Origin of the sequence: Streptococcus sp. FSL E2-3494, from assembly GCF_038007085.1 — a bacterium.
GTDB lineage: Bacteria > Bacillota > Bacilli > Lactobacillales > Streptococcaceae > Streptococcus > Streptococcus thermophilus.
Genome location: NZ_JBBOWN010000001.1, coordinates 1,533,284 through 1,555,156, shown reverse-complemented (window position 1 = coordinate 1,555,156; position 21,873 = coordinate 1,533,284). Strand labels below are relative to the sequence as shown.

General features: G+C 39.3%; 22 protein-coding genes, 3 tRNA genes and 1 other RNA gene. 23 read left to right on the top strand and 3 right to left on the bottom strand.

Features of this window, described 5'->3' with window-relative positions; translation table 11 throughout:
- The first annotated feature begins 12 nt into the window (after nt 1–12).
- From NST05_RS08060 to NST05_RS08010, 11 genes are all read left to right on the top strand, one after another.
- Nucleotides 13–1,041 carry a branched-chain amino acid aminotransferase gene (locus NST05_RS08060; RefSeq protein WP_255408489.1) on the top strand — a complete coding sequence of 343 codons (1,029 nt, stop codon included), beginning with the start codon at nt 13–15 and terminating at the stop codon, nt 1,039–1,041.
- 118 nt (nt 1,042–1,159) lie between these two features.
- The gene (locus NST05_RS08055) at nt 1,160–1,390 is read left to right on the top strand and encodes a DUF2969 domain-containing protein (protein ID WP_002950172.1); all 231 of its coding nucleotides are present in this window, start codon (nt 1,160–1,162) and stop codon (nt 1,388–1,390) included.
- Between the two features lie 60 nt (nt 1,391–1,450).
- Nucleotides 1,451–1,531: transfer RNA gene (locus NST05_RS08050), tRNA-Tyr, on the top strand.
- A 68-nt stretch (nt 1,532–1,599) separates the two neighbouring features.
- A tRNA-Gln gene (locus NST05_RS08045) sits at nt 1,600–1,671 on the top strand.
- 120 nt (nt 1,672–1,791) lie between these two features.
- Nucleotides 1,792–2,994, top strand: coding sequence for a 30S ribosomal protein S1 (gene rpsA, locus NST05_RS08040; RefSeq protein WP_084828591.1), 1,203 nt, complete (start codon nt 1,792–1,794; stop codon nt 2,992–2,994).
- A gap of 68 nt (nt 2,995–3,062) precedes the next feature.
- Nucleotides 3,063–3,134: transfer RNA gene (locus NST05_RS08035), tRNA-Arg, on the top strand.
- Nucleotides 3,135–3,428: 294 nt separating this feature from the next.
- Nucleotides 3,429–3,778, top strand: a transfer-messenger RNA (tmRNA) gene (gene ssrA / locus NST05_RS08030).
- 43 nt (nt 3,779–3,821) lie between these two features.
- The gene (locus tag NST05_RS08025; RefSeq protein ID WP_014621341.1) at nt 3,822–4,442 is read left to right on the top strand and encodes a DUF3862 domain-containing protein; all 621 of its coding nucleotides are present in this window, start codon (nt 3,822–3,824) and stop codon (nt 4,440–4,442) included.
- Nucleotides 4,443–4,705: 263 nt separating this feature from the next.
- Nucleotides 4,706–5,197 carry a TVP38/TMEM64 family protein gene (locus tag NST05_RS08020; protein WP_014727379.1) on the top strand — a complete coding sequence of 164 codons (492 nt, stop codon included), beginning with the start codon at nt 4,706–4,708 and terminating at the stop codon, nt 5,195–5,197.
- Nucleotides 5,175–6,410 carry an aminoacyltransferase gene (locus NST05_RS08015; protein ID WP_340742977.1) on the top strand — a complete coding sequence of 412 codons (1,236 nt, stop codon included), beginning with the start codon at nt 5,175–5,177 and terminating at the stop codon, nt 6,408–6,410. The genes NST05_RS08020 and NST05_RS08015 overlap by 23 nt, the downstream gene beginning before the upstream one ends.
- Before the next feature lie 98 nt (nt 6,411–6,508).
- Nucleotides 6,509–7,471: a Gfo/Idh/MocA family protein gene (locus NST05_RS08010; protein ID WP_340742976.1), complete on the top strand. Its 963-nt coding sequence runs from the start codon at nt 6,509–6,511 to the stop codon at nt 7,469–7,471.
- Nucleotides 7,472–7,511: 40 nt separating this feature from the next.
- Here the strand turns inward: NST05_RS08010 and NST05_RS08005 are convergent, their stop codons facing one another.
- The 3 genes from NST05_RS08005 to NST05_RS07995 all read right to left on the bottom strand — a co-directional run bounded on the left by NST05_RS08005 (nt 7,512) and on the right by NST05_RS07995 (nt 10,686).
- Nucleotides 7,512–7,814, bottom strand: coding sequence for a DUF1827 family protein (locus tag NST05_RS08005; protein ID WP_179972780.1), 303 nt, complete (start codon nt 7,812–7,814; stop codon nt 7,512–7,514).
- Between the two features lie 9 nt (nt 7,815–7,823).
- Complete coding sequence (locus NST05_RS08000; protein ID WP_179972781.1) at nt 7,824–8,282, bottom strand: NUDIX hydrolase; 459 nt, start codon at nt 8,280–8,282, stop codon at nt 7,824–7,826.
- Between the two features lie 142 nt (nt 8,283–8,424).
- Nucleotides 8,425–10,686 carry an ATP-dependent Clp protease ATP-binding subunit gene (locus tag NST05_RS07995; protein ID WP_340742975.1) on the bottom strand — a complete coding sequence of 754 codons (2,262 nt, stop codon included), beginning with the start codon at nt 10,684–10,686 and terminating at the stop codon, nt 8,425–8,427.
- 240 nt (nt 10,687–10,926) lie between these two features.
- On the opposite strand from NST05_RS07995, the gene argF reads away from it, so the two are divergent.
- From argF to pbp2b, 12 genes are all read left to right on the top strand, one after another.
- Nucleotides 10,927–11,907, top strand: a complete 981-nt coding sequence (argF, locus tag NST05_RS07990) for an ornithine carbamoyltransferase (RefSeq protein WP_340742974.1) — start codon at nt 10,927–10,929, stop codon at nt 11,905–11,907.
- 68 nt (nt 11,908–11,975) lie between these two features.
- Complete coding sequence (locus tag NST05_RS07985) at nt 11,976–12,206, top strand: DUF1797 family protein (RefSeq protein WP_179972784.1); 231 nt, start codon at nt 11,976–11,978, stop codon at nt 12,204–12,206.
- Nucleotides 12,207–12,474: 268 nt separating this feature from the next.
- Nucleotides 12,475–13,155 (top strand): amino acid ABC transporter permease, encoded by a 681-nt coding sequence (locus tag NST05_RS07980; protein WP_014608117.1) that lies wholly within the window; start codon nt 12,475–12,477, stop codon nt 13,153–13,155.
- Complete coding sequence (locus NST05_RS07975; RefSeq protein WP_340742973.1) at nt 13,155–13,889, top strand: amino acid ABC transporter ATP-binding protein; 735 nt, start codon at nt 13,155–13,157, stop codon at nt 13,887–13,889. The genes NST05_RS07980 and NST05_RS07975 overlap by 1 nt, the downstream gene beginning before the upstream one ends.
- Before the next feature lie 173 nt (nt 13,890–14,062).
- Nucleotides 14,063–14,539, top strand: coding sequence for a ferrous iron transport protein A (locus tag NST05_RS07970; RefSeq protein ID WP_084828595.1), 477 nt, complete (start codon nt 14,063–14,065; stop codon nt 14,537–14,539).
- A complete protein-coding gene (feoB, locus tag NST05_RS07965) occupies nt 14,536–16,674 on the top strand; it encodes a ferrous iron transport protein B (RefSeq protein ID WP_084828596.1) in 2,139 nt (712 codons plus the stop codon). Before NST05_RS07970 ends, feoB begins: the two co-directional genes overlap by 4 nt.
- Nucleotides 16,675–16,685: 11 nt before the next feature.
- Entirely contained in the window at nt 16,686–16,826 is a 141-nt protein-coding gene (locus NST05_RS07960) for a FeoB-associated Cys-rich membrane protein (RefSeq protein ID WP_002950212.1), read from the top strand.
- A gap of 246 nt (nt 16,827–17,072) precedes the next feature.
- Nucleotides 17,073–17,285 carry an alpha/beta fold hydrolase gene (locus NST05_RS07955; RefSeq protein ID WP_084828597.1) on the top strand — a complete coding sequence of 71 codons (213 nt, stop codon included), beginning with the start codon at nt 17,073–17,075 and terminating at the stop codon, nt 17,283–17,285.
- A 248-nt stretch (nt 17,286–17,533) separates the two neighbouring features.
- On the top strand, nt 17,534–17,725 hold the full coding sequence (locus NST05_RS07950) for an alpha/beta fold hydrolase (protein ID WP_002950214.1): 192 nt from the start codon (nt 17,534–17,536) through the stop codon (nt 17,723–17,725).
- 173 nt (nt 17,726–17,898) lie between these two features.
- Nucleotides 17,899–18,753 carry a bifunctional methylenetetrahydrofolate dehydrogenase/methenyltetrahydrofolate cyclohydrolase gene (locus NST05_RS07945; RefSeq protein WP_023909517.1) on the top strand — a complete coding sequence of 285 codons (855 nt, stop codon included), beginning with the start codon at nt 17,899–17,901 and terminating at the stop codon, nt 18,751–18,753.
- A gap of 3 nt (nt 18,754–18,756) precedes the next feature.
- On the top strand, nt 18,757–19,593 hold the full coding sequence (locus NST05_RS07940) for an NAD(P)H-hydrate dehydratase (RefSeq protein WP_084828598.1): 837 nt from the start codon (nt 18,757–18,759) through the stop codon (nt 19,591–19,593).
- 121 nt (nt 19,594–19,714) lie between these two features.
- Nucleotides 19,715–21,829: a penicillin-binding protein PBP2B gene (gene pbp2b, locus NST05_RS07935; protein ID WP_084828599.1), complete on the top strand. Its 2,115-nt coding sequence runs from the start codon at nt 19,715–19,717 to the stop codon at nt 21,827–21,829.
- The last annotated feature ends 44 nt before the right edge of the window (nt 21,830–21,873 follow it).

Below are 21,873 nucleotides of genomic sequence, written 5' to 3'. Positions count from 1 at the left end.
AGAAAAGAGGACATACACATGACAGTTGATTTAGACTGGGAAAATTTAGGATTTAATTACCGTAAACTTCCATTCCGTTATATTTCATATTACAAAGATGGTAAATGGGATGAGGGGCAATTGACTGAGGATGCAACCTTGCACATTTCAGAATCATCTCCAGCCCTTCACTATGGTCAAGAAGCTTTTGAAGGTCTCAAAGCTTACCGCACTAAAGATGGCTCTATTCAATTGTTCCGTCCAGATGAAAATGCCAAACGTCTACAACGTACTGCTGATCGTCTTTTGATGCCACAAGTTCCAGTGGAAAAATTTGTAGATGCTTGTAAAAAAGTAGTCCGTGCTAATGAAGAATACGTCCCACCATATGGTACTGGCGCAACACTTTATCTTCGTCCACTCTTGATTGGGGTTGGAGACATTATTGGTGTTCACCCGGCAGATGAGTATATCTTTACAATTTTCGCTATGCCAGTAGGGAACTACTTCAAAGGCGGATTGGCTCCAACGAATTTCCTTATCCAGGACGAATATGACCGTGCAGCACCACATGGTACAGGTGCTGCTAAGGTTGGTGGTAACTACGCGGCAAGTATGTTGCCAGGGAAAATTGCCCATGATTCTAATTTCTCTGATGTTATCTACCTTGACCCAGCAACCCACACTAAGATTGAAGAAGTCGGTTCTGCAAACTTCTTTGGGATTACAGCAGATAATGAGTTCATTACTCCGCTTAGCCCATCTATCTTGCCATCAATTACGAAATTCTCATTGCTTTACCTGGCTGAAAATCGTTTTGGTATGAAAGCTATTCAAGGTGATGTTAAGATTGCCGAGTTGGATAAATTTGTCGAAGCCGGTGCCTGTGGTACAGCTGCTGTTATCACACCAATTGGTGGTGTACAACACGGTGATGACTTCCATGTCTTCTATTCAGAAACAGAAGTCGGACCTGTAACACGTAAACTTTATGATGAGCTAACAGGTATCCAATTTGGTGACGTTGAGGCCCCAGAAGGATGGATTGTCAAAGTTGACTAATTCCAAGTAAATAAATGATTATTTTAAAGCTTGCCCTTGCAAGCTTTTCTCTTTTTCGGTAAAATTAAGGACATACACTAAGAAAGGATGGCTCGATTTAGGTATCGGGTATAGATCTATGAGTAAAAAAGACAAAAAAATTGAAATCCAAATCAAAGATGCCAAAGTCATTGTAAACAAAGCAACCATTGAAGGTTTTGAGCTTCTTGTTGGAAAGAAAGTCATCGGACAAATTGTAGAAATCGATGGAAAGTTTGCCGTTGTTGATAAAGAAAATGTAGCAGGTTTCCACAAGAAAATGGATGATGCAATAGCTGCCATTATCGAAGCCTACAATCTTAATCATTAAAATCCAAAGTAAAGGCTTGCTTTGATCAAGAAACTGTGTTATACTGTTTCTTGTTCTTAAGGAGAGATAGCGAAGAGGCTAAACGCGGCGGACTGTAAATCCGCTCCTTCGGGTTCGGGGGTTCGAATCCCTCTCTCTCCATGTCTAAGAAACTGAATCGGAATATACGATATCAAGTGCTTAGATGTTTTTTTATAGCATTTTGTTATTGGGGTATAGCCAAGCGGTAAGGCAAGGGACTTTGACTCCCTCATGCGTTGGTTCGAATCCAGCTACCCCAGTCAATGGTATCGGGTGCATTGGCACCGTCTATGTTAATAATTGTCTTTGCGGGTACCTTGAAAAATATATTGTTATCAAGGGTCAGAATTGGCTGGCTCTTGTTGGAGGATTTTTTTAGAATGAACGAATTTGAAGAATTGCTAAATAGTGTTAGCGAAGTTAGCACAGGTGACGTTGTAACAGCTGAAGTTATCTCAGTAGATAATGATCAAGCAAATGTTGTTATCGAAGGAACAGGTATCGAAGGTGTTTTGACACGTCGTGAATTGACAAATGAACGTGACGCAAACGTTGCCGACCTTGTTAAAGATGGTGAAACACTTGAAGTGCTTGTTCTTCGTCAAGTTGTTGGTAAAGATACTGATACTGTAACTTACCTTGTATCTAAAAAACGCTTGGAGGCTCGCAAAGCTTGGGATAAACTTGTTGGTCGTGAAGAAGAAGTTGTTACTGTTAAAGTAACACGTGCTGTTAAAGGTGGACTTTCAGTTGAATTTGAAGGACTCCGTGGATTTATTCCAGCCTCAATGATTGATACTCGTTTTGTTCGTAACACTGAAAAATTCGTAGGTCAAGAATTTGACGCTAAAATTAAAGAAGTTGATCCAGCTGAAAACCGTTTCATCCTTTCACGTCGTGAAGTTGTTGAAGCAGAAGCTATAGAAGCTCGTAAAGAAGTCTTCTCTAAACTTGAAGTTGGTTCAGTAGTAACTGGTAAAGTTGCTCGTTTGACAAGCTTCGGTGCTTTCATTGACCTTGGTGGTGTAGACGGACTTGTTCACGTGACTGAATTGTCTCACGAACGTAACGTTTCACCTAAATCAGTTGTATCTGTTGGTGATGAAGTTGAAGTTAAAGTTCTTGCTATCGACGAAGAAGCAGGACGTGTATCACTCTCACTTAAAGCAACAACACCTGGACCATGGGATGGTGTTGAACAAAAACTTGCTGCTGGTGATGTAATCGAAGGTAAAGTTAAGCGTTTGACTGACTTTGGTGGTTTCGTTGAAGTATTACCAGGAATCGATGGACTTGTTCACATCTCACAAATTTCACACAAACGTGTTGAAAATCCAAAAGATGTTCTTTCAGTAGGTCAAGACGTTACTGTTAAAGTTCTTGAAGTAAACGCTGATGCAGAACGTGTATCACTTTCTATCAAAGCTCTTGAAGAACGTCCAGCTAACGCTGAAGGGGAAAACAACGAAAAGCGTCAATCTCGTCCACGCCGTCCAAAACGTCAAGAAAAACGTGACTACGAACTTCCAGAAACTCAATCTGGATTCTCAATGGCGGATCTTTTCGGAGATATCGAATTGTAAGATAATAAAGAGACATGGAAACATGTCTTTTTTTATATTATATAGTATGCTATAATAGTATACTGTTAGCACCCTTAGTGTAATGGATATCACGTAAGATTCCGGTTCTTGAGATAGGGGTTCGATTCCCTTAGGGTGCAAAGTGGAAACGTTGAGAGCGTAGTGCTTTCAGCGTTTTTTAGTTGTTAAATCTATCAAGAGTGCTCTTTAAATTCAGGGAATGTTAGAAAAGGTAACTGATATATAGTATCTTTAGAGTTTAGGGAGAAAGTCAATGAATAGTAATTTGTAATAATAACCGAATTATCTATTTCTGTAAATTGGGTAGAAAGCTAGATGCTAATAAATTGTACATAGTCTATACTTTTGTGTATATCTTGGTAATTTTTTGCTATTTATTAAAAATTTTGCTATAATAATCAATATCTCATATTGGGGTCGTTACGGATTCGACAGGCATTATGAGGCATATTCTGCGACTCGTGTGGCGACGTTAACGCTCAGTTAAATATAACTGCAAAAAATACTAATTCTTACGCTGTAGCAGCCTAAACACCTGCTCGCGTGACTTCTAGCAGATTGCTTATGTTTGTTTAGAAGTTTTATTGATTTATAAGCTACGTTCGATCATTGCCTAGCTGGTCGAAAAGAGATTTATAGGCTCGCATATAGAAGGCTTGAGTTATGTGTCGCCTATCTGTTAAATGAAAGACATAACCTATGGTCGTAGACGAATATGTTGGCAGATGCTTGGACGTGGGTTCGACTCCCACCGGCTCCATAAAAACTTGAGGCGTCAGCCTTTTATTTGTGTATAGTAACTTATTATGAAAAAATTTTTGTCTTTGACCGTTTTAGGTGTCTCACTTGTTTCCTTAGCTGCTTGCGGAAATTCTTCGTCTAAGACTGAGACGAAAGGTTCTTTGGATAATGAAGCATCAAAGGTTTTAACTGTTAAGCATGGAAATGTTCGTCAGAACTTTGATAAGATTATCATGGCAAATGCTTCTCAGGAGTTTTCTGGGGGATCAAATCTTGATAGTTTGAAGGGGTGGTTTGGTGAGCCAACATCAACTAGTCATGAGCAGGCAGGAGACGCCACGCTTGATGTCTATAATTGGCAGTATGATAATGTTGTTGTTACAGCAAAACTTTTTAACAATAGTACCGTTGTTAAGTCAATTTCAACTTTTTCTTACGTTCGGGATTCTAAAATCACTTTGAAAATGTATGAAGATCTTAAAAATGGAACTAGCTATGATAATGCGGTCAAAACACTTGGGGTACCAGATGTTTATTCTATCGCTGTTTCTTCTGATGCGACAATGACACAAGCACTTTGGTCATCTAACCTTGTAACTAAGAAAGGGAAAACAGGTAGCCTTACTCTTAACTTTAAAAATGGTACCTTGGAAAACAAGTCTCAAGAAAATTTGATTAACAAGTAATCACAGTAAAAGATGCCTTTCTAAATCAATGAAGGTATTTTTTTGTTATAATAAAAGGAGTGATTAAATTTGTGAAAATGTAATGACTAAAAAGGGTATTTTTTATAGGGATAGTAGGTTTAATTCTGGTAATCTTATGGCTTCTTTTAAATAACTTTATCCCCAAAATCAAGAAATAGAGGAATGCTAATCATGATCAAACCTTTTTAAAATTGGTTTTTAAGCAGGCAAATTTTTTAAATGCACTTGTTCTTATTAGTCTCATGATTCTGTCATTAGCTATTTTTGGAGTTTCAAGTTCTATTTTTTGTATTTTTGTTGGGCTACTTTATGCCCCTTTGCTTTCAATTCCCTTGAATATTATAGGTAATACTTTTGATAATTTGACTAGAATTGAAATTTTAAGAAGACTTGATAAGTCTAAACGTATGGAGAAACTCCTAAACTATGATGAGTACTTTAAACATCGCTTTATTGGTATTTTCCTAGCATTCTCTATTCCTTTTATCCCATCAGCTTTGGTCAATTACGCTTATGTTCAGATGAAATTACCCACAAGGACAAGGATTTTAGCGCCACTAATTGGAATGACCCCACTCTCCGTTATTTATGCTGTCAGTGGGGATTTGTTGCTTAATTGTCGTCCAATCCGACTACCGTTAGTGGCAATACTTGTTCTCTTGCTGTTTATCTCACTAGTAATTTACTGTATCCATTTTAGGAAGGAAAAAAATGAGCTTTATTCAAGTAACTAAAGAAGAATTTAATACACATGCTCAACAGGTTTCTGAGCGTTCTTTTATGCAAACTGAAGAAATGGCTAAGCTTCTTGAGAAACGTGGATTTAGCATTAGCTATGTTGCCTGGAAAGAAGGTAACCAAATAGAAGTTTCAGCGATTGTCTATAGTATGCCTATGACCGGTGGGCTTCGTATGGAGGTGAATTGTGGACCAATTCACTCAAGTGTGGCTCATCTAAGTGACTTTTACCAATGTTTGAAGGACTATGCTAAGGCAAATGGTGCTCTTGAACTGGTAATCAAACCTTATGATACTTATCAAATCTTTGATAGTAATGGTGAACCAATAAGTAGTGAGCAGAAGCAATTGATTAGTCAATTGACTGACCTAGGTTATAGTTTTGATGGTTTGCAGACAGGGTATCCTGGTGGTGAGCCCGATTGGCACTATGTTAAAGAATTGTCTGGGATTGAAGAAAAAGATCTCATCAAATCATTCAGTAAAAAAGGGAAACCTCTTGTAAAAAAAGCCAAAACATTCGGTATTAAACTGAAGAAATTGAAACGCGATGAGTTATCTATTTTTAAAGAAATCACTTCAGCGACCTCTGATCGTCGTGAGTATAGTGACAAATCTTTAGATTATTATCAAGATTTTTATGATGCTTTTGGTGATAATGCTGATTTTATGGTAGCTACCCTGAATTTTCAAGATTACTTTGATCATTTAGAGAGTGATCAGGCAAAGTTGAGAGCTAGAATTGTCAAATTGCAAGCTGATTTAGATGCCAATCCAAAATCTGAGAAAAAACAAAACCAGTTGAGGGAGCTATCAAGTCAGTTTGAGACTTTTGATGTTCGCAAGGGCGAAGCAACTGCCTTTATTGACAAGTATGGTCAGGAAGACATTGTTCTAGCCGGAAGTCTTTTCGTTTACACACCTCAAGAGGCAGTCTATCTTTTCAGTGGCTCTTACCCTGAATTTAATAAGTTTTATGCACCTGCACTCTTGCAGGAGTATGTGATGACACAGGCTATTAAACGTGGTATTGGTTTCTATAATTTCCTTGGTATCATGGGCATCTTTGATGGTTCTGATGGTGTTTTGCGATTTAAACAAAACTTTAATGGTTATATCGTTCGTAAGATGGGTACTTTTCGTTATTATCCAAAACCGCTAAAATATAAAGCTATTCAAGGAGTTAAGAAACTGCTTGGACGTAACTAAGTCTCGGAGGGCTTCTATGGGAGTCCTCTTTCATTATAGTTGTGTTTATGGAATTACTCCATGTATAAAAGAGTTTAGAGAAAGAAGGAGGTAGTTTAATGAAACTGGCATTATTAGGTACAGGAATGATTGTTACAGAGGTCCTTCCTGTGTTAACGACTATTGAGGGCATTGAGCTGGAGGCTATAATGTCGACACCACGATCACTTGATAAGGCTGAAACTTTAGCCAAACAATATGGTCTAACTCAGGCGACAAGTGATTATGAAGTCATCTTGTCCAATCCAGATATTGACACCATTTATGTTGGAACACCCAATCATACTCACTATGATTATGCCAAGCAAGCACTTCTGGCTGGCAAGCATGTCATCTGTGAGAAACCTTTTACCCTGCATTTGGAAGAGTTCGAAGAGCTGATTAAGCTTGCTCAAGAAAAAGAGCTTCTCTTGATAGAAGCAATAACAAATCAATATTTGGAAAATTTTAAAGTTATCAAGGACTATTTATCTGAAATTGGTGATATCAAAATTGTTAACATCAATTATTCCCAATATTCGTCACGTTACGATGCCTTTAAGCGAGGAGAAATTGCTCCTGCCTTCAATCCTGAAATGGGTGGTGGAGCGCTTAGAGATCTTAATATTTATAATATTCACCTTCTTGTTGGTCTTTTTGGAAATCCTAATCGTGTGGAATATCTACCGAATGTAGAGCGAGGAGTAGATACTTCAGGAATTTTAGTTTTGGACTATGGTAACTTTAAGGCTGTTGCCATTGGAGCAAAGGACTGTAGTGCTGAAATTCGCTCGACTATTCAAGGTGATAAGGGAGCTATTACCATTTTTGGTGCAACCAACACCCTTCCTGAAATTGGTCTTACTCTTAATGGTCAAGAAGAGACTGTGACTAACCTTAATAACCCAAACCATCGTATGTATGATGAATTTGTAGCTTTTGAAAAAATGATTGCGACAATGGATTTTGAAAATGTTGCCAAGCAGTTGAAGCATAGCCGCCAGGTTATGGAAGTCTTGGACCAAGCTTCTAAAGTCTTATAAAAAAGAAGCTGTGGCGGTTGGCTACGGCTTCTTTTTGAATTTATACAGTTGTTGGGAATGAGATCTCAATTAATTTATCTGTGTGTACTGTTCTTAGTTTGTCCATCAAAACGATGTCTTTGTCAATTTTTCGTTTGAGAAAGAATTCACGGATAACTTCTAATTCGTTGTCCATAACAGCACGGTGTTCATTTGAAATCAGAAGTTCGTAATGTTTCGGTGCTTGTGTAAAGACAATATCTGTATTTCCAGCAGAGTATGTCTCTACAAGAAAGGCATCTGTATTATCGAGTTGATTGTTAACTAGTTCATGATGGGTCTGGGTCGTATTAATGAGTTTCATAGTTTCCTCCTAGGATTTGGCAGTTAGTGTATTGCCTTCTTTCCATTGTTCGATTCCCCATTTATGGCTACCACGTTTTAGCTTGGCAATTGCTTCATCAATTGGAAACCATGCCAGGTTGTTGAAATCTTCAAGGGGCTTGCCAATCTCTGAAAAATTTACAACTTCATAAATGTAGGCTGGATTGTAGTAGTATGTGTCACGATGGCTTGAATAAAAGTATTCGTCAGCTTGTCCATAGTACTGACCTAAAATGGCTGTGTACCCAATTTCTTCAATTAACTCGCGTTTTAAGGCACTAAAGTGATCCTCGCCTGCTTCGATTTCTCCGCCTGGGAGAAACCAAGAACCATTAGGAGCCTGTACTAAAATGATCTTTGTCTTGTCTTGGTTAGGAATTACAGCATACACACCGTAACGTGTTTGATAATGAGCTTCCTCAACCTTGTCACCAAATGTTGGGTTCATGAGTTGCTCCTTAGGTTTATTTTCCTACATTATACTAAAAAACTCCTCATTTTCCTATTGATTTAGGCAGAATTAGGGATAATTTCACAAAGAGAAAATGTAAAAGTATAAGAAACCAGGTCATTCGACCTGGTTTCTTTCCTTAGTTGGCTTCTTTTAATGCTTCAGTTTTCTGAGAAGTTTTTTCAGTTTTTTTAGCAGATTTAATGGTGATGTTCCCCTTTGAAGTCATTACAGCCTTGAGATCTTTTTCATTTGGATTTTTAAGGTAGAAGTCTGTAATAGCATCTTCAATGTGGTCTTGGATTGTACGACGCAATGGTCGAGCACCCATCTTAGGATCATAACCAAGGTCAACCAGTTTTTCCTTAACTTTATCAGTTACACTGAGGTAGATACCGTTGTTTGCCAAGCGTTGGTTGACGCCATCAAGCATAAGGTCCACGATAGTAAGGAGATTTTCCTTGCTTAGGGCATTGAACTCGATAATACCGTCAAAACGGTTCATGAATTCAGGACTGAAGAAATCTCCGAGTTGGTTGATAATAGAATTGGTACGATTCTCACGAGCAGCTCCAAAACCTACACTAGCTTCCACTTTACCAGTACCAGCATTTGAAGTCATGATGATGATGGTATCTTTGAAACTTACAGTTCTACCTTGACCATCAGTCAGACGACCATCGTCAAGTACCTGAAGGAACATGTGAAGAACATCTGGGTGAGCTTTTTCAATCTCATCAAGGAGAATGAGTGAATAAGGGTTACGGCGGACTTTTTCAGTTAATTGCCCAGCTTCGTCGTAACCAACATAGCCTGGAGGAGCACCGACCAATTTAGCAACAGCGTGTTTTTCCATGTATTCTGACATGTCAAAACGAATCATACTATCAGATGAACCAAAGAGCTCGATGGCTAACTGTTTAGAGAGCTCGGTTTTACCGACTCCTGTAGGACCCACAAATAGGAAGCTACCAATTGGGCGGTTTGGTGCACCGAGTCCAACACGATTACGGCGGATAGCTTTGGCAATCTTATCAACTGCGGCATCTTGGCCAATAACATGCGCCTTAAGGTCATCGGCGAGGTTGAGAAGTTGAGATTGTTCTTTTTCTTTTAAATCACCGATAGGAATATTGGTTTTTTGCTCGACAATGGCTTCGATATGTTTTTCAGTAATGATAGGCATATCTTGGTCTTTGATGGTTTGCTGTTGCATTTCCTTGTATTTAGCAATTTGGTCACGGAAATAAGCAGCTTTTTCAAAGTCTTCGTCACGAGTAGCCTGAGCTTTAAGATTCTCAGCTTCAATCAAACGTTTATCGAGGTCCTTAGGATCGATAAAATTGAGGGTTAAATTCATCTTAGAGCCAGATTCATCGAGAAGATCGATGGCCTTGTCTGGCAAGAAACGGTCCTGAATGTAGCGGTTGGATAATTCTGCAGCTGCAGTAATGGCTTCATCAGTGTATTTGACATGGTGGTAGTCTTGATATTTAGGCTGGATACCACGCAAAATTGTGATTGTTTCCTCAACTGTTGGCTCATCTACCTTAACAGGTTGCATACGACGTTCGAGTGCCGCATCTTTCTCAATGATACGGTATTCGTTGAGTGTTGTTGCTCCAACAAGTTGAAGCTCTCCACGGGCAAGTGCAGGTTTTAAGATGTTTCCAGCATCCATATTGCCGTCCCCAGTATTACCAGCTCCTACAATTTCATGGATTTCATCAATAAAGAGGATAACATCCTGACGTTGGCGGATTTCCTCCATGAGCTTTTGCATGCGTTCTTCGAACTGGCCGCGGATACCAGTCCCTTGAACTAGGCTTACAACATCAAGACGGATAACTTGCTTGCTTTGGAGTTTTTGTGGCACATCTCCATCAACGATTTTTTGGGCAAGTCCTTCGACTACTGCGGTCTTACCAACACCAGGTTCACCGATAAGAACAGGATTGTTCTTGGTACGGCGGTTCAGAATTTCGATGACGCGAATGATTTCTTCGTCACGACCAATGACAGGATCAATGTCTCCACGACGAGCAATATCTGTGATATTAATTCCAAATTCTTCGAGAAGGCCTTGAGGTTGTTGAGGGGCTTGTTGACGTGGTCCTCCAGGACGGCCTGGAGGACCACCGTTTCCACGGTTACCTCCCTCTTGTGTTGGAGGTGTATTAGGAAGGTCTCCGTTAGAAGAACGGAAGTTGTTTAGGTCACTGAAGAAATCGTCGAAGAAGTTGGAACCTCCTGCTTGATTGAATTGGTTAAGGGGGTTCTCTGGATCAGATTTCATGATTTTATAACAATGTTGACAGAGGTCAACTTGTTGCTGATTACCATTTACGTTGGTATACAAATGGATACTAGCTTCATTAAGGTTACAGTTTTGGCAGAGCATATCAGTACCTCTTTCTATCTGAGTTGGGAAAGACCTTTATTTGAAAATATATTGGTCAAAAAAGGTCAAATCTATGATTCTATTATAGCATGCATTAGTTATATTGCAAGTAAAAAGAATCTATTTTTGGCAATTGAGGAACAAGATTGCTAAAAATGAGTTTTAATACAAAATTACTTGTTGAACATACATAAATATAATATAATATTTTATATTATTCAGAATGAAAGAGAGATACCTATGACACAAACTAAATCCTTCTTGAAAGAAATCGACTTTACTAAACAGGAACTAGAGGAGTTGATTGATTTATCTATAAAATTTAAACAGTTAAAGAAAAATAGAATTCCGCATAAATATTTAGATAGTTTAAATATTGCATTGATTTTTGAAAAAACATCGACAAGAACCCGTTCAGCCTTCACTGTGGCTGGTCAGGATCTAGGAATGAATGTAACCTATCTTGGTGCTGGAGACATTCAGCTGGGTAAGAAGGAATCGGTTGTTGATACGGCCAAGGTCCTTGGTTCTATGTTTGATGGAATCGAGTACCGTGGTTTTAAACAAGAGGATGTTGAGGACTTGGCTAAGTACTCTGGTGTTCCGGTTTGGAACGGTTTGACAGATACTTGGCATCCAACTCAGATGATTGCGGATTTCATGACCTTGAAGGAGCACTTTGGTAGTCTAGAGGGCTTGACCATTGCTTATATTGGAGATGGTCGTAACAATATTGCTAATTCTCTCTTGGTGACATCGGCTATCTTGGGCGTTAATGTTAAGATTATTTCGCCAGAAATACTTCAGCCAGAGGCTGATATTGTAGAGCTAGCTCAGAAACATAATAATGGGGCTGACTTAACCATTACAGATGATATCTCAGAGGTTAAGGGAGTGGATATGCTCTATACTGATGTCTGGGTTTCTATGGGCGAAGAGGTAAATTTTAAATCAAGGATAGATTTACTTTTGCCTTATCAAATTAACGTAGGCTTACTTGCTAAGGTCGAAAATCCAGATGTCATCGTTATGCATTGTCTCCCAGCATTTCATGATCTTAATACTCAAATCGGACAAGAAATTTATGAAAAATATGGTCTGGCTGAGTTAGAAATTACAGATGAAGTATTTCATAAATACAGTGAAATCATCTTCCAAGAAGCTGAGAATCGTATGCATTCAATCAAGGCTATTATGTACAATTCCTTGAAAAATATTTAAAATTCCCCCATTTTTCCCGTAAGTGTGATAAAATAAGTAGGAAATACACAATTTATAGGAGAAATAACATGGAATCACATTTGGTGAGAATCATTAACCGTCTGGAAATGATGGCGGCTGATGGTGGTAATTCGAAACGTAATTTTGAACGTGAAGGAGTAGTTGTTGCTGAAGTATCATTTAGTGACGATCCTGAAAATGGTCCAGTGTACATATTGCGTGACGTTGAAGCTCGCGAGTCATACTCATTTGATAGCATCGACTTGATTGCAATGGAAATCTACGATTTGCTTTACTAATAATTAATTTGGATCCTCAGATAGGGGTCCAAAAATTCAAAATGCCTGGGACTCAATAGTTTCAGGTGTTTTTTTTAGGGCGAGAGTTTCGGTTTATGCTTGTTTTAATTGAAAAAAATGAAGTCACTTCAAAAGTTTTCGTAGAGTTTTTGATTGCTATGTTAATCATTATTTTTTTATACCGAAATATCGCATTTATAAGAAAAATGCTTTATTATTATACAGTCTTCTGATATAATATTGAAGAATATTAGTAAGGAGTATCTTGATGAATTTTTCATTTCTACCACAGTTTTGGTCTTACTTTAACTATGGTGTCTTAGTAACAATTATGATTTCAGTCTGCGTGGTCTTCTTTGGAACCATCCTTGGTGTCTTGGTATCCTTGGCCAAACGTTCTGGAATCAAACCATTGGAGTGGTTAGTAAGCCTTTATGTTTGGGTTTTCCGTGGAACACCTATGGTTGTACAGATTATGATTGCTTTTAACCTTATCCATATGAATCTTCCAACCGTTCAGTTTGGGATTTTGAATCTTGATTTGTCTCGTATCGTTCCAGGTATTATCGTCCTTTCTTTGAACAGTGGTGCTTATATTTCTGAGAGTGTGCGTGCAGGTATTGAGTCTATTCCTAAAGGTCAGATTGAAGCAGCTTATTCACTTGGTATCCGACCATGGAATACCATGCGTTATGTGGTCTTGCCTCAAGCTATTAAAAATATCTTGCCTGCTTTGGGTAACGAGTTTGTTACCATTATCAAGGATAGTTCACTCTTGCAAACTATCGGGGTTATGGAGTTGTGGAATGGTGCACAAACTGTTGCAACGACAACCTACTTGACTTTGACACCACTCTTGTTCGCAGCCTTCTATTATTTGATTGTGACAACGGCTATGACTGCACTTTTGAAACAAATGGAAAAACGACTTGGGAAGGGACGTAAATAATGGCAGAAACAATTATTGAGATTAAAAATCTCCACAAGTATTTTGGTAAAAACAAAGTTCTCAAAGGGATTGATTTAGATATTAAAAAAGGTGAAGTAGTGGTTATCATTGGTCCTTCAGGATCTGGTAAATCAACTTTCCTACGCTCATTGAACTTACTTGAAACGCCTACAAAAGGGGTGATTTCCTTTGAAGGTGTAGATATTACAGACAAGAGCAACGATATTTTCAAAATGCGTGAAAAGATGGGAATGGTTTTCCAACAGTTCAACCTCTTCCCGAATATGACGGTTAAAGAAAACATCACTTTGTCACCGATTAAAACTAAGGGTGTTTCTAAAGCTGATGCTGAAGCTAAGGCTATGGAGCTTTTAGAAAAGGTTGGGTTGAAAGATAAGGCAGATGCCTACCCAACGAGTCTATCAGGTGGTCAGCAACAACGTATTGCGATTGCTCGTGGTTTGGCTATGGATCCAGACGTTCTCTTGTTTGACGAACCCACATCAGCCCTTGACCCAGAAATGGTTGGTGAAGTTCTTGCAGTTATGAAAGACCTCGCTAAATCAGGGATGACAATGGCAATCGTTACCCACGAAATGGGCTTTGCCTATGAGGTAGCTGACCGTGTCATCTTTATGGATGGCGGTGTTATTGTCGAAGAAGGCACGCCACGAGAAATTTTCGACAATACCAAGGAAGAGCGTACTAAGGATTTCTTGAGTAAGGTTTTGTAAGATATCTATTAAGCATATAAACATTGTCTGTGAAGACTGGAAGCTTTCCAGTCTTTTTCTGTTTGTGTTTTTTCTTTTCTAGAATCATTCTTGTTTAGGATAATATTACGGAAAAGATGGATAAATATGCTATAATGATGTCATATCAAAACTAATTAAGTAGGTAAAGAAAGATGCTCATATATGATGCGGTCTTAAAAACACCTTACCGAATTCTTGGCATTAACCTCCCTAAGGATAGTCTTTTGCATTTATCTAACCTAGGGCTGGCTGCTGGTGAAACTATTGAGGTGGTAACTAAGACCAAGAACAGCGCTATTATTATTGTTAAAGGTAGTCGCTTAGCCTTTGATGCTTCGATTCTGGATAAAATTGATTTGGCTCCTGCAGAGGAGGACCAGAAAAAAATCCCTCTTTCTGAACTACCAGTCGGACATTCTGCCATAGTTACGGATATCTTCTCAGCAAATGAAACCAAACGACGTCTTATGGATATGGGAATTACAAAGCGTACACGTGTTTTGTTGCGTAAAGTAGCACCTTTGGGAGACCCCCTAGAGATTAGTTTGAGAGGATATGAATTAACCTTACGCAAGTCAGAAGCGCAAATGATTAGTGTGGTCATGTTGGACGAGGGAGAGGAAAAATGACAGAAATTGCATTAATAGGTAATCCTAATAGTGGTAAAACCAGTTTATTCAACCTAATAACAGGACATAATCAGCGTGTTGGGAACTGGCCAGGGGTTACTGTTGAGCGAAAGAGTGGTCTGGTCAAAAAGAATAAGGATTTAGAAATCCAAGATTTGCCAGGAATTTACTCAATGTCACCCTACAGTCCTGAAGAAAAGGTGGCGCGTGATTATTTGTTAAGCCAAAGGGCTGACAGCATTTTAAATGTGGTTGATGCGACAAATTTGGAGCGTAACCTTTATCTTACAACGCAGTTAATTGAGACAGGTATTCCAGTCACTATTGCCCTCAATATGATTGACGTTTTGGATGGTCAGGGAAAAAAGATTAATGTAGATAAATTGTCTTACCATCTAGGTGTGCCAGTAGTGGCCACCAGTGCCCTCAAACAAACTGGTGTGGATCAGGTAGTGAAAAAGGCAGCTCATACAACGACTTCTACGGTTGGTGACCTTGCCTTTCCAATATACGATGATAGGTTGGAAGCTGCCATTTCGCAAATTTTAGAAGTCTTGGGAAATTCGGTGCCACAAAGGTCTGCGCGTTTTTATGCCATTAAACTCTTTGAACAGGATTCTTTAGTTGAGGCTGAGCTAGACTTGTCCCAATTCCAACGAAAAGAAATCGAAGATATCATTCGTATCACTGAAGAAATTTTCACAGAAGATGCGGAGTCAATTGTCATTAACGAGCGCTATGCTTTTATCGAGCGTGTTTGTCAGATGGCTGAGAGTCATACAGAAGATTTCGCTTTAACCTTGTCGGATAAGATTGATAGGATTGTTACCAATCGTATTTTGGCTTTGCCAATTTTTGCAGTAGTCATGTATTTGGTCTACTTCTTATCTATCCAGACCGTTGGAACCATGTGGACAGACTGGGCTAATGATGTCCTCTTTGGTAAGTATGTTCCTGATTTGGTATCTTCTGGTCTTGATTATCTCCAAGTTCAGGATTGGCTTAAGTCTCTGATTGTTGATGGTATTGTAGCTGGGATTGGGACGGTACTTGGTTTCCTTCCTCAAATCTTCGTGCTATTTATCTGTTTAGGTGTGCTTGAAGATATTGGTTATATGAGTCGTATAGCCTTTGTTATGGATCGTATTTTCCGTCGTTTTGGACTATCTGGAAAATCCTTTATTCCCATGCTGATTTCAACAGGATGCGGTGTTCCAGCAGTTATGTCTAGCCGGACTATTGAAAATGAAAGGGATCGTCGGATTACCATTATGACAGCAACCTTCATGCCTTGTTCGGCCAAGTTGGAAATTATTGCTTTAATTGCAGGGGCCTTCTTCCCTGGTAATTCTTTTGTGGCACCAAGTACCTATTTTATTGGGATAGCTACCATCATCTTATCAGGTATCGCTCTCAAAAAGACTAGTTTTTTAGGTGGTTTGACAAGTCCTTTTATCATGGAATTACCTGCTTACCACTGGCCAAAAGTTCTATCAGTCTTACGTTATGCTTTTGGTAAGGCCATGAGTTTTGTTAAACGTGCGGGAACAATTATTTTCAGTTTGACTGTCCTGATTTGGTTCATGTCCAACTACAACTTTATGTTACAGAACGTTGATACGGAAGTGAGTATCTTAGCAACTTTGGGTAAAGACTTGTCCTGGATTTTTGAGCCTCTTGGCTTTGGGAATTGGCAGGCAACAGTTGCTGCTCTCACAGGTTTAGCAGCCAAGGAGACAGTTGTTGCCACCTTCGGGATTCTCTATCATAACAGTAGTGAAGCTGGTTTGGCTACGGCTCTGCAAGCAGATTATTCAGCTCTAGCTGCTTATTCTTTCTTGATTTTTAACTTACTTTGTGCACCGTGTTTTGCAGCTATTGGGGCTATTAAGCGTGAAATGGCTAATCTGAGATGGACGGTTGGAGCTATTGTTTTTCAAACAGGTTTGGCTTATTGTGTCAGCTTGATTTTATATCAATTTGGTCAAGTTCTCCTTTATGGTAATCCAATATCGCTTTGGACACTTGTAGCAGTCTTGTTTTTAGTGACTATGATTTACTTCGTTGTTCGTAAACCTCGTCAAATTAAGGATAAGATTATTACCTTGGAAAATCTTCAAGAAGCTAATAGTTAGGAGAAGTTGTTATGTCTACATTTATCATTGCTTTTATTATTTTCGCTTTGACTGGTTTAGGTATTCGTTACTATATTAAAGGAAAAGGATCTTGTGGAGATTGTGAGTGCTCTTGCCCGGTCAAAGAAGAAATGCATAAAGCTAATCACTAATGGAATATAAGAAAATGATCTCTAATTTGGATAAGGGGTCATTTTTTCTTACAATTGTGAGGAATGTATAAAGGTTGCCTAAGAGAAAGTATGATATGATGACATTGAAAGAATCTAGCGTGACTTAATAAAGGCGAAATGAAAGAAATGGGTTTAAACAGAGAGATTGTCCTAATTCATGAGACCTGATGTGCTGGTAATATCTAGAGAGAATTTGCGACAGGTCTCCGTCAGATGGAGTATACGGTGCATACACCTAGCTTTCGTTACCATGACTTACCATATCAAGACTGTCTGAATAAAGTTGGTGCCGTAACTTTGCAGGATTATCGAGATGATTTGGTGGCTTTGATTGAAAGTTTAAATCAGCCACCGCTTCTTTTGGGACACTCTTTAGGTTTTCTAGTGGCACAAATGGCTGCTAAAAAGACAGAGATTGCTGGTATGATTTTCATGTGACCAGCTCTGACAGCTAATATTTTTGCCTTTTATCCAACCATGCTAGCTTGTTTCGGCAAACACTTTTTACGTTGGTTTTTTTTGGAAAAAAGACATTCCGCCTTATAAAAAAGAATTTTTTCAAGTATTGTATGAATGAGCAAGAGGAGTCTTTGAAAGAAGAAGTCTTTGCGACACTAGTGTTTGAGTCAGGTAAAGTTTACACTCAGATGGCCCTTCATTGATTTGATAAGACAAAGGCGGCTTACGTGGATTTTAGTAACACTTCATGTCTTGTTCTTGTGATTGCGGGGGCTAAGAATAAGATGACTCATCCTAATATTGCTAGAAGAACAGCTAAGAACTACCGTGATTCAGTTCTTGTTTCACTAACGGGTGCAGATCACATGTATGAAAGTGGTAAATTCCAGCAAAAGACCTTAAGAGTTATTGAGGGGTAGAGTCAGCAAAATGGTTTTGTAAATTAATTATGAAGAATAATCAGACGAAGTTGGGACAAGTTCCCAGCTTTTTGTGTTTCATTTTAAATGTCTTTTTGAAAATTTTGAAAATTAAGTCACAAAGAGGCCTTCCTATGGTATAATTGAAAAAAAAGTATGTATTGGAGAACACCATGGCGATTATAATGGACGGTAAGGCCCTAGCTGTTAACATGCAGGAGCAATTGCAAGAAAAGGTAGCACGTCTAAAAGAAAAGGAATGGATTGTTCCAGGACTAGTGGTAATTATGGTTGGAGAAAACCCTGCCAGTCAAGTTTATGTGCGTAATAAGGAACGAGCTGCTAAAAAAGCTGGCTTCCATAGTAAGACGGTCAATCTTTCTGAGAGTATCAGCGAGGAAGAACTGATTGAGGTCATTGAAAAGTACAATCAGGATCCGCTTTTCCATGGGATTTTGGTTCAATTGCCATTGCCAAATCATATTAATGAAATGCGTATCCTTTTGGCTATTGATCCTAAAAAGGATGTGGATGGTTTCCATCCTATGAATACAGGGAACCTCTGGAATGGACGTCCTCAAATGGTGCCTTGTACACCAGCGGGAATTATGGAAATTCTCCGTGAGTACAATGTTGAATTGGAAGGTAAGACAGCAGTTATCATTGGACGCAGTAATATTGTAGGTAAGCCTATGGCACAGCTTCTCTTGGAGAAAAATGCCACAGTTACTTTGACCCACTCACGCACGCCACATTTGGCTAAAGTTTGTAACAAGGCCGACGTTTTGATAGTGGCTATTGGCCGTGCAAAATTTGTAACAGAAGAATTTGTCAAAGAGGGTGCTGTTGTCATTGATGTGGGAATCAACCGCGATGAAGAAGGTAAACTCTGTGGTGATGTTGATTTTGATCAAGTGAAAGAGAAGGTTAGCATGATCACGCCTGTCCCAGGAGGTGTAGGACCTATGACTATTACCATGCTGATGGAACAGACCTATCAAGCTGCTCTTCGTAGTTTGAAAGGATAGCTTATGAAAGTTGATGATGACTTAGTTAGGCAAGTGATAAGACCTAGATTGAGAGAGTCTCACAAGGGCTCTTATGGTCGAGTGCTTTTGGTTGGTGGACTTTATCCTTATGGTGGCGCCATCATTATGGCTGCTATTGCCTGTGTCAACAGTGGTGCGGGCTTGGTTACAGTTGCTACAGATCGTGAAAATATCATAGCTCTTCATGCTCACCTTCCTGAAGCTATGGCCTTTGACCTAAGGGAGACTGAAAGATTTCTTGATAACCTTAGAGCAGCAGATGTTATTTTAATCGGCCCTGGTCTAGGTGAGGAGGAGACAGCTGATTGGGCCTTGGAGTTGGTCTTGGCAAATATTAGGTCAAACCAGAACTTGGTTGTTGATGGTTCTGCTCTTAACCTTTTGGCAAAGAAAAATCAGAGCAGCTTGCCAAAGTGTCACCTTATACTCACTCCCCATCAAAAGGAATGGGAAAGACTGTCTGGTTTAGCTATTTCAGAGCAGTCGGTTTCCAATACTCAAAGAGCCTTAGAGGAGTTCCAAAGTGGAACAATTCTAGTTGCCAAGAGCCATAAGACAGCTGTTTATCAGGGAGCAGAAGTAGCCCATTTAGAGGTCGGTGGGCCCTATCAGGCAACGGGTGGAATGGGAGATACCTTGGCTGGTATGGTTGCTGGATTTCTTGCCCAATTTGCCTCAACTGACTCTTACAAGGCGGTCATCATTGCGACCTGGCTCCACTCAGCTATTGCGGATAATATCGCTGAAAATGCTTATGTGGTTTTGCCGACTCGCATCAGCAAGGCTATTCCTAGCTGGATGAAAAAATTGTCATTATAAATCTGAAAACATGTCTCAAATTGAGGCAAGTTTTTTTAAATTTCGATATTTTTTTAAGCTTGCTGAAGATGATTTGTGATAAAATATAATAAAATTCTTATAAGAACATAGAGGAGACAAAGTGACATCATTTTGGGAAAAAAATAGTCAAAAATGGAAAAAATGGCGTCAGAAGAGAAAAGAAAAACGAGCGAATAAACCTAGAAAGCCAGTAAACATCTCGCGTCGTGTTTACTTGCTTTTTGGTGTCGTCTTTGTTCTTTTTTTGTTACTTTTTGCGCGTTTGACCTATATGCAGGTTTATAACAAATCTTTTTATACTAAAAAATTAGAGGATAACTCCAAGTATACGGTTAGGATTGCAAGCGAACGTGGGCAAATCTTTGATGCCAAGGGGATTGCTCTTACGACCAATCAGAGTAAGGATGTTATCACCTTTACGCGTAGTAATCTAGTGTCATCAGATACCATGAAGAGTGTTGCGGAAAGATTGGCAACTTTGGTGACACTGACAGAGACTAAGGTGACAGATCGCCAGAAACGTGAATTTTATTTAGCTGATTCTGCTAACTATAATCGTGTGGTTAATGATCTTCCTAATGACAAGAAAACAGATAAATTTGGTAATAAATTAGCAGAAGCTACTATCTATAATAATGCTATTGATGCGGTTCCTGATGAAGCTGTTGATTATTCTGAGGACGAGCTAAAGATAGTCTACATTTATTCTCAGATGAATGCTGCTTCTAATTTCTCAACAGTCACACTGAAGACGTCTGACTTGACTCCTGATCAGATTGCGATTGTGGCAGCTAAGCAGAAGGAACTTAATGGAATTAGAGTTGCTAAGGATTGGGAACGTCACACGTCTGATTCGTCCTTGTCCCCTCTTATCGGTAGGGTTTCAAGTTCAGAGGCAGGACTGCCTCAGGAGGATGCTAAGGATTATCTAAAAAAAGGGTATGCCCTAAATGACCGTGTAGGTACCTCTTATTTGGAAAAAGAGTACGAAGAGAAGCTCCAAGGAAAACATACTGTTCGTGAGATTACTGTGGACAAGGAAGGTAAGGTTGATAGTGATAAAATCATTCAGAAAGGTAGCAAGGGTAACAATCTGCAGTTGACCATCGACCTTGATTTCCAAAAGGGAGTTGAAGATATCCTTGGCCAACAACTATCTTCAGAGATTTCAGAGAATAAAGCGACCTATTCTGAAGGTATGTACGCAGTAGTTATGAATGCGGATACTGGTGCTGTCCTTGCTATGGCAGGACAAAAACACGAGCAAGGGGCACAGGATTTTAAGGCTGATGCCTTAGGAACCATCACCGATGTCTTCACTCCAGGTTCTGTAGTTAAGGGGGCTACTTTAACCGCAGGTTGGCGCTCGGGTGCTATCTATGGGGACCAGGTATTAACTGACCAACCTATTAATATTGCTGGTTCGCCCCCAATTACCTCTTGGTTTACAGATAAAGGTAGTCGTGCTATTACCGCAACTCAGGCCTTAGAATATTCCTCAAATACCTATATGGTTCAGGTTGCTATCAAACTTCTTGGGCAACAGTATGTTCCAGGAATGTCCTTGTCGACTGATAATATGGAAAAGGCGATGACGACGCTTCGTGATACTTATGCTGAGTTTGGAATGGGTGTGTCTACGGGACTTGATTTACCAGGAGAATCAGAAGGTTACATTCCCAAGAATTATAATGTTGCCAATGTCTTGACAGAGGCTTTTGGACAATATGACTCTTATACAACTATCCAGTTGGCTCAGTATGTTGCCTCAATCGCAAATGGTGGAAAACGTGTAGCACCTCACATCGTCGGAGGTATCTATGATGCTGGTGAAAATGGTAGTCTAGGAACTTTATCTTCAACTGTAGACACGCGCGTCCTTAACAAGCTATCCTTAGATTCTGAGCAATTAGGGATTATCCAACAAGGGTTTCATGACGTGGTTAACTCAGGTTCTAGTCTTGCAACCGGTAAAGCCATGGCAAGTTCTATTATTCCAATTAGTGGTAAAACAGGGACAGCCGAAACCTATGCAACAGATGATTCAGGAAATTTAGTAACGACAGTTAACCTTAATGCTGTCGCCTATGCGACAGCCAAAGATGGTACTAAGTTGGCGGTTGGGATTATGTACCCACATGCTTTAGACTCGAAGAGTACGGCCCATCAAAATGCCGTTAAAGCTATCATGGAACTTTATCAAAATACTCACTAATAATATAAAATCTCTTGTGCCTTGCATGAGAGATTTTTCTGTGA

Bases quoted from the DNA above. Each gene is read 5' to 3' on its own strand.
- NST05_RS07985 (WP_179972784.1), top strand. From the start codon at position 11,976: ATGGAATCACATTTGGTGAGAATCATTAACCGTCTGGAAATGATGGCG.
- NST05_RS07970 (WP_084828595.1), top strand. From the start codon at position 14,063: ATGCTCATATATGATGCGGTCTTAAAAACACCTTACCGAATTCTTGGC.
- NST05_RS08055 (WP_002950172.1), top strand. From the start codon at position 1,160: ATGAGTAAAAAAGACAAAAAAATTGAAATCCAAATCAAAGATGCCAAA.
- NST05_RS07980 (WP_014608117.1), top strand. From the start codon at position 12,475: ATGAATTTTTCATTTCTACCACAGTTTTGGTCTTACTTTAACTATGGT.
- NST05_RS07995 (WP_340742975.1), bottom strand. From the start codon at position 10,686: ATGCTCTGCCAAAACTGTAACCTTAATGAAGCTAGTATCCATTTGTAT.
- NST05_RS08025 (WP_014621341.1), top strand. From the start codon at position 3,822: ATGAAAAAATTTTTGTCTTTGACCGTTTTAGGTGTCTCACTTGTTTCC.
- NST05_RS08000 (WP_179972781.1), bottom strand. From the start codon at position 8,282: ATGAACCCAACATTTGGTGACAAGGTTGAGGAAGCTCATTATCAAACA.
- NST05_RS08020 (WP_014727379.1), top strand. From the start codon at position 4,706: ATGATTCTGTCATTAGCTATTTTTGGAGTTTCAAGTTCTATTTTTTGT.
- NST05_RS08015 (WP_340742977.1), top strand. From the start codon at position 5,175: ATGAGCTTTATTCAAGTAACTAAAGAAGAATTTAATACACATGCTCAA.
- argF (WP_340742974.1), top strand. From the start codon at position 10,927: ATGACACAAACTAAATCCTTCTTGAAAGAAATCGACTTTACTAAACAG.
- NST05_RS08010 (WP_340742976.1), top strand. From the start codon at position 6,509: ATGAAACTGGCATTATTAGGTACAGGAATGATTGTTACAGAGGTCCTT.
- NST05_RS07945 (WP_023909517.1), top strand. From the start codon at position 17,899: ATGGCGATTATAATGGACGGTAAGGCCCTAGCTGTTAACATGCAGGAG.
- NST05_RS07975 (WP_340742973.1), top strand. From the start codon at position 13,155: ATGGCAGAAACAATTATTGAGATTAAAAATCTCCACAAGTATTTTGGT.
- NST05_RS07940 (WP_084828598.1), top strand. From the start codon at position 18,757: ATGAAAGTTGATGATGACTTAGTTAGGCAAGTGATAAGACCTAGATTG.
- NST05_RS08005 (WP_179972780.1), bottom strand. From the start codon at position 7,814: ATGAAACTCATTAATACGACCCAGACCCATCATGAACTAGTTAACAAT.
- NST05_RS07960 (WP_002950212.1), top strand. From the start codon at position 16,686: ATGTCTACATTTATCATTGCTTTTATTATTTTCGCTTTGACTGGTTTA.
- rpsA (WP_084828591.1), top strand. From the start codon at position 1,792: ATGAACGAATTTGAAGAATTGCTAAATAGTGTTAGCGAAGTTAGCACA.
- feoB (WP_084828596.1), top strand. From the start codon at position 14,536: ATGACAGAAATTGCATTAATAGGTAATCCTAATAGTGGTAAAACCAGT.